12 protein-coding genes and 1 pseudogene are annotated in these 9719 nt (G+C 60.1%); 2 read left to right on the forward strand and 11 right to left on the reverse strand.

The window, feature by feature from the left end:
- Window positions 1–268, forward strand: a 268-nt coding sequence (locus Q0Z94_RS10000; protein WP_298069315.1) for a hypothetical protein, incomplete at its 5' end; no start/stop codon positions are given.
- A 21-nt stretch (window positions 269–289) separates the two neighbouring features.
- Here Q0Z94_RS10000 and Q0Z94_RS10005 read toward each other — a convergent pair.
- Window positions 290–565, reverse strand: a complete 276-nt coding sequence (locus Q0Z94_RS10005; RefSeq protein ID WP_298069317.1) for a type II toxin-antitoxin system YafQ family toxin — start codon at window positions 563–565, stop codon at window positions 290–292.
- The gene (locus tag Q0Z94_RS10010) at window positions 566–826 is read right to left on the reverse strand and encodes a type II toxin-antitoxin system RelB/DinJ family antitoxin (RefSeq protein ID WP_298069319.1); all 261 of its coding nucleotides are present in this window, start codon (window positions 824–826) and stop codon (window positions 566–568) included. It abuts the gene before it with no gap.
- Window positions 827–908: 82 nt separating this feature from the next.
- Here Q0Z94_RS10010 and Q0Z94_RS10015 point away from each other — a divergent pair, with 82 nt between their 5' ends.
- Complete coding sequence (locus Q0Z94_RS10015; RefSeq protein ID WP_298069321.1) at window positions 909–1331, forward strand: hypothetical protein; 423 nt, start codon at window positions 909–911, stop codon at window positions 1329–1331.
- Window positions 1332–1352: 21 nt separating this feature from the next.
- Here Q0Z94_RS10015 and Q0Z94_RS11890 read toward each other — a convergent pair whose 3' ends face one another.
- The 9 genes and pseudogenes from Q0Z94_RS11890 to Q0Z94_RS10055 all read right to left on the reverse strand — a co-directional run.
- Window positions 1353–1625, reverse strand: coding sequence for a type II toxin-antitoxin system YafQ family toxin (locus Q0Z94_RS11890; RefSeq protein ID WP_366517611.1), 273 nt, complete (start codon window positions 1623–1625; stop codon window positions 1353–1355).
- Entirely contained in the window at window positions 1626–1886 is a 261-nt protein-coding gene (locus Q0Z94_RS10020) for a type II toxin-antitoxin system RelB/DinJ family antitoxin (RefSeq protein ID WP_298069323.1), read from the reverse strand.
- A gap of 143 nt (window positions 1887–2029) precedes the next feature.
- Complete coding sequence (gene hslV, locus Q0Z94_RS10025) at window positions 2030–2569, reverse strand: ATP-dependent protease subunit HslV (RefSeq protein WP_298069325.1); 540 nt, start codon at window positions 2567–2569, stop codon at window positions 2030–2032.
- 14 nt (window positions 2570–2583) lie between these two features.
- On the reverse strand, window positions 2584–3993 hold the full coding sequence (locus Q0Z94_RS10030) for a M48 family metallopeptidase (protein ID WP_298069327.1): 1410 nt from the start codon (window positions 3991–3993) through the stop codon (window positions 2584–2586).
- Between the two features lie 22 nt (window positions 3994–4015).
- A complete protein-coding gene (gene cysS / locus Q0Z94_RS10035) occupies window positions 4016–5473 on the reverse strand; it encodes a cysteine--tRNA ligase (RefSeq protein WP_298069329.1) in 1458 nt (485 codons plus the stop codon).
- Between the two features lie 72 nt (window positions 5474–5545).
- The gene (gene gltX, locus Q0Z94_RS10040) at window positions 5546–6928 is read right to left on the reverse strand and encodes a glutamate--tRNA ligase (protein WP_298069331.1); all 1383 of its coding nucleotides are present in this window, start codon (window positions 6926–6928) and stop codon (window positions 5546–5548) included.
- 86 nt (window positions 6929–7014) lie between these two features.
- Window positions 7015–7914: a phosphatidylglycerol lysyltransferase domain-containing protein gene (locus Q0Z94_RS10045; protein ID WP_298069333.1), complete on the reverse strand. Its 900-nt coding sequence runs from the start codon at window positions 7912–7914 to the stop codon at window positions 7015–7017.
- On the reverse strand, window positions 7911–9353 hold the full coding sequence (locus Q0Z94_RS10050; RefSeq protein WP_298069335.1) for an MATE family efflux transporter: 1443 nt from the start codon (window positions 9351–9353) through the stop codon (window positions 7911–7913). The genes Q0Z94_RS10045 and Q0Z94_RS10050 overlap by 4 nt, the downstream gene beginning before the upstream one ends.
- 170 nt (window positions 9354–9523) lie before the next feature.
- A pseudogene (locus Q0Z94_RS10055) lies at window positions 9524–9719 on the reverse strand (diaminopimelate decarboxylase); the annotation flags it as partial.

Genomic DNA, 9719 nt, shown 5'->3' on the forward strand with positions numbered 1-9719 from the left:
GGCCTGCATCGGTTTCAGCATCAACCTCGGCAATTACGTCTGGGAGCTGGGTACGAACTACTTTGTAGAGCACGGCGGACAACTCACCGTACAGGCTCCGGATCAGAACGTCACCCACTATGCGGCCATCAGCAACAGTGCGCTAGAATCGTTGACGCTACAATACTACCTGAACGAACGGCGCGAGCTGAATATCACGCCTGGCGGAGACCAAAACTATAAGGAAAGGGATGACCTCTACACGCGCATGGTCGGCGCACAGCAGTAGGGAGGGACGGTCATGCGGCAACTACAACGAAAAAAGATCGGCATGAGTGCCGGTTCTGGCAAAAAAGCATTGCTCCCCGGAAATTTGATAAATCAACAACCAATCAGGCTCAATATGCAGTTCCCATTTTGGTTTCCACTTTCCCTTAAGAGGATGGTCTCTATAAGTTTGCGGCAATGGCCTTTGATTAATCAGGACAAGCCTTATCACCGCCTTCAATTTTTCCATGTCGTAACCGCGTTTTTCAACACGTTTAACGTCTTTTTGAAAAGGTGTCGTGAATACAGGCTGAAGCATTTATATGCCCAACTGTTTGAACATGTCATCCGCATCTTTAGCGTAATGCAGTCCTTCACGCTTATCAATAGCCTCAAATGCCTTTCTGGTTTCCTCATTGGGGATTTCCAGATTGAACGGCAGGCACTTTTCATGGGCTACTCTGGTCAGCGCGATACGGCAGAGGTCGGATACCGTCAACCCCATTTTCGCAAGCACGGCTGCCGCTTCATTCTTGATGATCGGGTCAATTCTGGCACGAACATAGTCATTGGCAGGCATAGGTGTTCTCCTTATTTTCAATATTGTAGCTCACATAAGCATAAAGTCAATTTCATTCCCGCCATCATCATGGAGGACTGTCATGGCCTCGTCTGACCTTCCCGCCACTTCGGAAGTCCTGCTCCCGACCGATGCCGGCAAACATATTCCGGACAATTTTCAGGGTCAGAACTGGGATACTCGGGGTACAAGTCACGGCGGTTCAAAGGGGCTGTCCTTCTTTCAGGCAGCGATTCCGGCCTGCATCGGTTTCAGCATCAACCTCGGCAATTACGTCTGGGAGCTGGGTACGAACTACTTTGTAGAGCACGGCGGACAACTCACCGTACAGGCTCCGGATCAGAACGTCACCCACTATGCGGCCATCAGCAACAGTGCGCTAGAATCGTTGACGCTACAATACTACCTGAACGAACGGCGCGAGCTGAATATCACGCCTGGCGGAGACCAAAACTATAAGGAAAGGGATGACCTCTACACGCGCATGGTCGGCGCACAGCAGTAGGGAGGGACGGTCATGCGGCAACTACAACGAAAAAAGATCGGCATGAGTGCCGACACGATAAAAAACGCAATCGTTCCCGCTTACTTTATAAACAAGAAGCCAATCCGGTTCTATATGCAACTCCCGATATGGTCTCCACTCGCCTTTGAGGGCATGATCACGACAGCGTTCAGGCAGTTGTTCCTCATTAAGCAAAAGCGCAATTATCGTTTTCAGCTTTTGCATGTCGTAGCTGCGATGTTCCACCTTTCTCAAATCACGACGAAATTGAGCGGTAAAAGTAGGACTACGCACTTATATCCTCAACTGCCTGAAAAGGTCTTCAGCATCCTTGGCGTGAAATATTTCCTCTCCCCGTTCCGCTTTCTCTATAGTTTCCCGTGTCAGGGCATTGGGGATTTCCTCGCTGAAAGGCAGACGCTTTTCACGGGCGATTCTCGTCAGTGTCATGCGCAACGCATCGGAAACGGTAAGTCCCCAATCCGCAAGAATGGCACTGGCTGCGTCCTTGATGGCAGGATCAATTCTGGCGCGTACAACGGCGTTAGCAGACATAGTTATTCTCCTTTTGGCAAATGTAGCCCAAATGTACGCGTTGTCAAGTATCGCATGGCACTGAATCGGGGAGGCTGTCATGGCCTCGTCTGACAAATTTCAGCTCCGCCCGTATCCGTCAAAAGTGCCGAACATTCGGCCGGTCACTTCTCAAGCGTCTCCAGGGTGAGGTGGTCGTTGGTGAACACGCAGATGTCCGCCGCAATGGCCATGGCTTCGCGCACCACCTCGGCAGGCTCCAGCGAGGTATGCCGCAGCAGTGCCCGCGCCGCCGCCAGTGCGTAAGCTCCGCCGGAACCGATGGCCGCCACACCGTCGTCCGGTTCGATCACGTCTCCCGTTCCTGTAAGGATGAGGGTGCGTTCGGCATCGGCGACCAGGAGCAGCGCCTCCAGCTTGCGGAGAAACTTGTCCTGACGCCAGTCCTTGGCCAGTTCCACCGCCGCACGCAAGAGGTTGCCCCCGGATTCTTCAAGTTTTGCTTCAAAGCGTTCAAACAGGGTGAAGGCGTCGGCCGTAGCCCCGGCAAAGCCTGCCACCACCTGCCCGCGGTACAGGCGGCGCACCTTGCGCGCCGTGTGCTTCATGACCATGGTCTGCCCCATAGTCACCTGTCCATCGCCTCCAATAGCCACGCCGCGCTCGCTGCGCACGGCAAGAATGGTCGTCCCTTGCAATTCCATACTCTCTCCTGCGCCTAGCGGGCGCTCTTCATGATCTTTTCGCGCTCGCGGGCAATCTCTTCATACTTCTTGATGGCCTGCCGCTCCTCAGGTGTGCTGGCGGCTGTTCTGGATTTTTCCAGGAGGTTCCGAGCCTTGCGCATGTCGCCGCCATAGAGCGCGGCGTAGGCAAGGTGCAGATAGCCTTCGCTCAGCTTGCGGCTCGCCCCCAGGGAACGCCCGTAGCAGGCATGGACTTCCCGGTCTTCCGGGACAAAGCGCAGAACCTCGCGGTAGCGCTGCTGGGCCTTCCCGGGCTCTCCCGATTCATCCAGAAGACGCGCGTAGTAAAAAAGCCCGTAGTAGTCCCGCGGCGCCAGGCGCAGGGCTTCTTCCAGATGCCTGCGGGCACGCCCCATGTCGCCCTTGGTATATTCGAAGATCCCCGCCTCGCGCAGGATGAGCGCATCACGGGGGGCGAGTTTCAGCGCGGAAGAAAATGCCGCCTCGGCCTCCTTCACCCGGTTCCTGCGGGCGGCAAGCACACCCTTGCCCAGGAAGCCCACCGCCGTTTTGCCGCGTGCCTCGAAAAAACGTTCCGCCAGAACCGGATCGCCGTAGCGTGCCCAGAGCAGCGTCTGGATACGGCGAAAGCGGCTGTCGTCCTCCCCTCGGGTGCGGAGAGACGCGGGCAGGGACTGAAGCTCCGTGCGGATGCGCGCCAGCCGCAAATTCAAGTCGGGGTGCGTGGAAAGGTAGGTGGGCATACTCCCGCGAATGCCCCAATCCTGCGACTTCAGCACCTCAAAGGCCCCGCCCATGCCTGTGGACGGATAGCCCGCCTTGATGAGGTACTGCATACCGAAGCGGTCGGCGTCATCCTCATCGACACGGCTGTAATTGAGCATGGCAGCCGAAGACGCGGCCATGGAGCCGGCCATCAGCGCGCCGCCGGCATCGCCTCCCCCGGCTATGCCCGCGGCCAGTCCCGCCAGCATCCCGGCAAGAGAGGCCAGAGACATGACCTTTCCCCGTTCGACGCGGCCGGCGATATGCCGCTGGGTTACATGGGCTATTTCATGGGCCAGCACGCCCGCAAGCTCGGATTCGTGCCTGAGCTGCATCATGAGTCCGGAATAGACGAAAACGAAGCCCCCGGGCGCGGCGAAGGCGTTCAGGGAATCGTGAAGCACCACCTGCACGGGAAACTTGTACGGCTGCGGAGGCAGGACGGAGACGATGCGATCCACAATGGACTGCGCGTATTCCCGTATCTCCGGATCATCGGCCATAGGCATGGATGAGGTGACGAGGACGGAAAACTCCCGCCCCATCTTCATCTCGTCCTGAAGCGTGAACTCCCCGAACAGCGCGGCATGAGCAGAAAAGGGAGCCAGAAGCAGCCCTGCCATGCAAAACGCGGCGATCCAGGTGCGCAAACGCATGATAACGCCTCCGCTGCCCGCCTCAGGCAATGTCCCAGAACGCCCCGGAAGGCGTGTCCCGCACGGCCACGCCCAGAGCGGCAAGCTCGTCGCGGGCGGCATCGGCCCGCGCAAAGTCCCTTGCGGCACGGGCCTGCGCACGTTCTGCCAGAAGCGAAAGCACCTTGTCCCTGTCCACGCCGCTGCGCAGGGCGCGCGTGTCCCGAAGCTCTTCCAGAAATGCGGCGGGATCGGAGCCAAACACTCCGAGAATGGCGGCCCACTGCTCTGCCAAGGTATGGAAACGGGTCAGCAGAATTTTTACACCTTCCTTACCGCGCAGGGCCTTTTCCTCCAGCACACGGTTCATCAGGCGCACCATGCCGAATACATGTCCCAGTGCCCCCGCCGTGTTCAGGTCGTCGTCCATGGCTTCGAAAAAGCCTTTTTCCAGCGCTTCGAACTCGTCCGCCATATCGGCAGGCACGGCTCCGGGCTTCCAGCGTTCGCGCCGCGAGGCCTCTTCCGCATCGCGAAGGCATTCATAGACACGCTTCAGCGCGCGTTCGGCATCGTCCATACTCTCAAAGCTGAAATCTATGGGGCTGCGGTAGTGCTTGCCCAGCAGGAAGAAGCGCAACGTTTCAGGCTGGCGCTGTTCCAGAATATCGCGGATGGTCTTGAAGTTGCCCAGGGACTTGGACATCTTCTCCGAATTAATCTGCACAAAGCCGTTATGCACCCAGAACCTGGCGAGTTCCCTGCCTGTGCAAGCCTCACTCTGGGCGATCTCGTTCTCGTGATGCGGAAAAATCAGATCCTGGCCGCCGCCGTGGATATCCAGAGGCAGATCGAGCGTCTTTTCGCTCATGGCCGAGCATTCCAGATGCCAGCCCGGGCGTCCCTTCCCCCACGGGCTTTCCCAGAACGGCTCGCCGGGCTTGGCGGCCTTCCACAGGGCAAAGTCCAGCGGGTCTTCCTTCTCCTCTCCGATGGCAATGCGCGCGCCGGAACGCAGATCATCCACGTCGCGGCCGGACAGCTTGCCGTAGCCGGGGAAGGAGCGCACACGGAAATACACGTCGCCCGAGGCCACGGCGTAGGCGTGTCCCGCCTCCACCAGCCGCCGGATCAAGTCCTGCATGGCGGGGATGTATTCCGTGGCGCGGGGCTCCACATCGGCGCGGCACACGTTGAGGCGATCCATGTCCTCATGGAAGGCCGCAATGTAGGTTTCGGCAATTTCCGAGCTGCTCTTTCCCTCGCGGTTGGCACGGGCAATGATCTTGTCGTCCACATCGGTAAAATTGCGGACAAAGGTCACCTTCCAGCCCTTGCTGCGCAGATAGCGGGTCAAAACGTCAAAAACCACCGCGGAACGCGCATGGCCGATATGGCAAAGGTCGTAGGCGGTAATGCCGCAGGCGTACATCCCCACCTTGCCGGGGATGCGCGGCTCGAAAATTTCCTTGCGGCGGGTCATGGTATTATACAGCTGCATGAAGACTCCCTGTCTCTCCTGCATGGGTACTGCCGGGCGCCTATCCCACAGGACACGCCCGGCGCAGGCCGCTTATGCCGCGGCTCTCCTGATGCGCTTCAGGCTCTCTTCCCGCCCCAGCGCGGCCATAATGTCGTGAACCGAAGGGCCGCCGGCAAGGCCGATGAGCGCAGAACGCAGGGGCGGCCCCACCTGCTTGAACTTCAGCCCCTTCTGCTCCACATAGTCATGAAGCAGGCGGTCAATGGCCTCGGCCGTGAACTCCGGCAGCGCCGCCAGCAGGCCGTGCAGGATGCTAAGCTGCTGCCTGCCATCTTCATTCAGCGCCTTCATCGCCTTGTCTTCGATGACAAGTGCTTCGGCGGGCGTAAAATAGACCGTGAGCGATTGCGCCAGCGCCGCGAGGTCGGAAGCCCGCTCCACATACATGGGCAGCAGCTTTTCAACGGCCTCCTGCGAGACCTCGAAGCCCAGCTTCCTGACAAAGGGCGCGGTCATGGCCGCCAGTTCAGGCAGCGGCGTGTGGCGCAGGTAGTGCGCGTTGAGCCACTTCAGCTTGTCGGGATCGAACGCTGCGGGCGCGCTGTTGAGGCTGCCGCCGTCGAAAAGCTCCACCAGTTCCCGGAGCGAGAAGATTTCCTGATCGCCGTGCGACCAGCCGAGGCGCACCAGATAATTCACCAGGGCCTGCGGAATAAGGCCGTCCTGCTCATACTCGATGACCGCACGCGCCCCGTGCCGCTTGGAAAGCTTCTGATGATCCGGCCCCAGGATCATGGGGACGTGGCCGAAGACCGGAACGTCAAAGCCCAGCGCCTGATACAGAAGTATCTGCTTGGGCGTGTTGGACACATGGTCATCGCCGCGGATGACGTGGGTAACACCCATGTCGTGGTCATCAACCACCACAGCCATGTTGTAGGTGGGCATACCGTCCGTGCGGCGCAGAACCATGTCGTCCAGTTCGGAAACATCGACGGAGACAGGACCCTTCACCATATCGTTGAAGGAGATGACGCCTTCATCGGGCACGCGCAGGCGCACCACGCGGCCCGGCCCGGCGCTAAGACCGCGGTCGCGGCAGCGGCCGTTGTAGCGGGGCTTTTCGCCCTTGGCACGGGCCACCGCCCGCATGGCCTCCACCTCTTCAGGCGTGCAGTCGCACCAATAGGCGTGGCCGGTCTCCAGCAGCCGGTCGATGGCGGCATTATACACGTCGAGCCGCCGGCTCTGGTAGGTAAGCTCGCCGTCCCAGTCCAGGCCGAGCCACTTCATGGAAGCGAGAATGGAATCCGTGTATTCCTGTTTTGAGCGGAGGGCGTCCGTGTCTTCGATGCGCAGGCGGAATTCACCGCCGTAATGCCGGGCCATGAGCCAGCAGAAGATTGCCGTGCGGCCGCCGCCGATATGCAGATGGCCCGTAGGACTCGGGGCAAAGCGGGTAACTACTTTCATAGGGTTCTATCCGGTAAGAAGCAAAGGTGAAACAACAGAAAACAGTTTGCAGAAAAGCGCTGCCGTTCGCGGTCAGCTCCGCCATACTACTCCGCATCAGCGGCTATGACAAGCCGGCTTTTTTTCAGGAATCCCACAGGATTATACGTTTCTTTGGCATAGCGGAGGCCAAGTTCGCCGGTATCCTGCTCGCGGTTGACGAGTGCCGCGTCCACGGCGGAGTGGTTGACAAAGGCCTGGTTGATGGCCTGATACGCGCCCTTGAGTTCGCCCCGCGCCTTTTCAAAATGCACCACCAGCATGTCCCCCACCAGCTCGCCCACGGAGAAGGCGCCCACTGTGCCGTCCACATAGAGCGCGCCGCCTCTGAGTCCCGGAAGTTTCGCCCAGTTCCCGATGACACGGAAAATCGCCTCGTTCTCCGCCAGGAGCGACGGGCTGTTTTCGCAGTCGCGCCACTGACACCACTGTTCCTGAAGTTTCAGCACGTCCTCGATGCGCTCGGGATGCTCCAGGTCAAGGATGCGGTAGTCTTCGCCGTAGAGACGCCGGAAGCCGTTCACATGCGTCTTCTTTTTGTGGAATTTCGCCCCGGGGAGTTCCGCCAGCTCGCGGCGGTCGTAGAGGTATTCCCACTGGTCGCGGTCGGAAACGGCCCGTACCCTTCCCGGGAGGCGCTCTTCCAGCAGCACACCCAGTTCATCGGGGGCGCGCAGCAGTTCGACGCCCCTGCGGATCTCTGGATGCGCCTTCCAGTTCATAGCGGCCCAATCCCCGGCGGGAACCCAGAACGCCGGTTCCGGACGCGTCTGACAGATCCAGCAGGAATCTTCGCGGAAAGAAAGCCCCAGTCCGAAATATTCGGCCCAGCCCCAGAGATTGGTAAAGGTCAAATCCGCCGTAGGAACGGGAAGGGCGCGGAAAAAGCGCATGTACTCGCTGTATTTGTCGATGGTAAGGGGCGCGTAGCCCTGGGGAAGGTTCATGCCTCCTCCTTTAGCGCTGCGGTGCGGTGTGCCGCGGTATGGCGGGCGTTCAGGGCAAAGCGCGTCCAGTCCTTGCGCTGAAAGACCCAGAACATCAGCGAAGTCTGAACAGCCATGGAAAGAAACATGGCCATATAGACCCCGCAGGCATCGTGAAAGACCAGATGGGCGAGTACCCAGCCCACAGGCAGGCGGATGAGCCAGATGCAGGAGACGTTCACGATCATGGAATAGACCGTGGCCCCGGCTCCGTTCATCACGCCGTTGAGCACCATGCCGGAAACCGTGAACGGAACGACCAGCACGTTGAAGAACAGGTAGTTGACGATCTGCCTCTGAACGGCGGCTTCACCGGAAAAGAAGCGCGCCAGATCGGGAATGAACGGCCACATGCAGGCCGCCACGCTGCTCATGGAGACGGCGGCAAGGACAAACAGCGTAATCCCCGCCCGCTTCGCCGCCAGTTTGTCCCCGGCACCCAGGGCGTTGCCCACGAGTATGGAAGCCGTGACCATGAAGGCCGTTGCCGGCATGTAGAGCAGCGACTCGATGCGGTTGCCCGCCGTCAGCCCCGCCAGCGCGTCCACGCCGTCCGGCAGGGACGCGGTGATGCTGTACATGACCAGATACCCGGCCTGCCAGAGCATACTGTTGATTCCTGCGGGAATGGCCACCCTGAACAGGTAGGGCGCCCCCTTGCGCAGCCAGCGGAGCGGCGGCACAAGGTGATCGGCGAGCAGTCCGCCCCTCTGGAGAAAATGTACGGAAAGCAGCGCCGCAGCAACGTTTGCTCCGAAGGAACTCCAGACAATGCCCTTCATGCCCCATGCGGGAAAGCCCAGCCAGCCAAGCCCCAGGCAAAGATCGCCGAAGATATTGAGCAGGCACGAGATCATGACCACGAAAAGCGGCGCCATGACCTGCCGCGCTGCCCGGAACAGCGTTCCCGCGACCTGCCCCGTGTAGTACGCGGGAAGCCCCAGCAGCATGACACCCAGAATATATTCCGTCACCGGCATGAGCGCTTCCGGCGTCTGGATCAGAATCAGCACGGGGCGGCGCAGCAGGTAGACGATGCAGGCAACGGCCAGGGCTATGCCCACGCAGGCGGCGAGGACAAAGCTCACATAATTCCGCGCCCTGCCGGGCTTTCCCCCGCCCATGGACTGGGTCACGGCCGCCATGCTTCCCGAACCCAGCGCCCAGCCGAAGACCAGAAGCAGTGTCTGCACCTGAAAGGTCAGCCCCACCGCGGCCTGAATGCCGGCGGAAAGCTGCCCAGCCGCCCAGATGTCCGTGAGGCTGATGACGATGGTGCACAGCAGCATGGACATCTGCGGCCAGACAAGATCCCAGATGGTTCTGAAAGGAACTTCCCGAACCCAGGGCGGACAGAGCGAGGACAGCAGACGGTTCATGACAACAGAATAAGACAGCAAACGCGCATGGCAAGCCTTTTCCCGCAGGCGTCCGGCACTCGCCCGCAGGAAGGAGCGCGCCGCCGTTCAGCCCGCGGAAAACGCGCGGGCAAGGTAAAAAAGCGTTCCCGCACGCCCCCGGAAAACGGCGGGGACGGAGGCGGGAACGGAAAGAACGTGCGGAAGCGCCTTCAGTCAACAAGCAAGGCCGCAAGGTCTTCCACCGTTTCGCGGCGGCGGATGAGGCGGGCCTTGCCGTCCAGTCCGATGAGCACTTCAGCCGGGCGCGGCCGGTGATTGTACGAAGAGGCCATGACCCAGCCGTAGGCTCCGGCGTCCAGCATGGCGATCACATCCCCTTCCCTGATGAGCGGAAGCAGGCGATCC

It is taken from the genome of uncultured Mailhella sp., assembly GCF_947631555.1.
In the GTDB taxonomy this organism is placed as follows: domain Bacteria; phylum Desulfobacterota; class Desulfovibrionia; order Desulfovibrionales; family Desulfovibrionaceae; genus Mailhella.

What these genes read in the sequence shown, in the direction of transcription:
- Q0Z94_RS10005 (WP_298069317.1), bottom strand. Translation starts at nt 565, where the DNA reads ATGCTTCAGCCTGTATTCACGACACCTTTTCAAAAAGACGTTAAACGT.
- Q0Z94_RS10010 (WP_298069319.1), bottom strand. Translation starts at nt 826, where the DNA reads ATGCCTGCCAATGACTATGTTCGTGCCAGAATTGACCCGATCATCAAG.
- Q0Z94_RS10015 (WP_298069321.1), top strand. Translation starts at nt 909, where the DNA reads ATGGCCTCGTCTGACCTTCCCGCCACTTCGGAAGTCCTGCTCCCGACC.
- Q0Z94_RS10020 (WP_298069323.1), bottom strand. Translation starts at nt 1,886, where the DNA reads ATGTCTGCTAACGCCGTTGTACGCGCCAGAATTGATCCTGCCATCAAG.
- hslV (WP_298069325.1), bottom strand. Translation starts at nt 2,569, where the DNA reads ATGGAATTGCAAGGGACGACCATTCTTGCCGTGCGCAGCGAGCGCGGC.
- Q0Z94_RS10030 (WP_298069327.1), bottom strand. Translation starts at nt 3,993, where the DNA reads ATGCGTTTGCGCACCTGGATCGCCGCGTTTTGCATGGCAGGGCTGCTT.
- cysS (WP_298069329.1), bottom strand. Translation starts at nt 5,473, where the DNA reads ATGCAGCTGTATAATACCATGACCCGCCGCAAGGAAATTTTCGAGCCG.
- gltX (WP_298069331.1), bottom strand. Translation starts at nt 6,928, where the DNA reads ATGAAAGTAGTTACCCGCTTTGCCCCGAGTCCTACGGGCCATCTGCAT.
- Q0Z94_RS10045 (WP_298069333.1), bottom strand. Translation starts at nt 7,914, where the DNA reads ATGAACCTTCCCCAGGGCTACGCGCCCCTTACCATCGACAAATACAGC.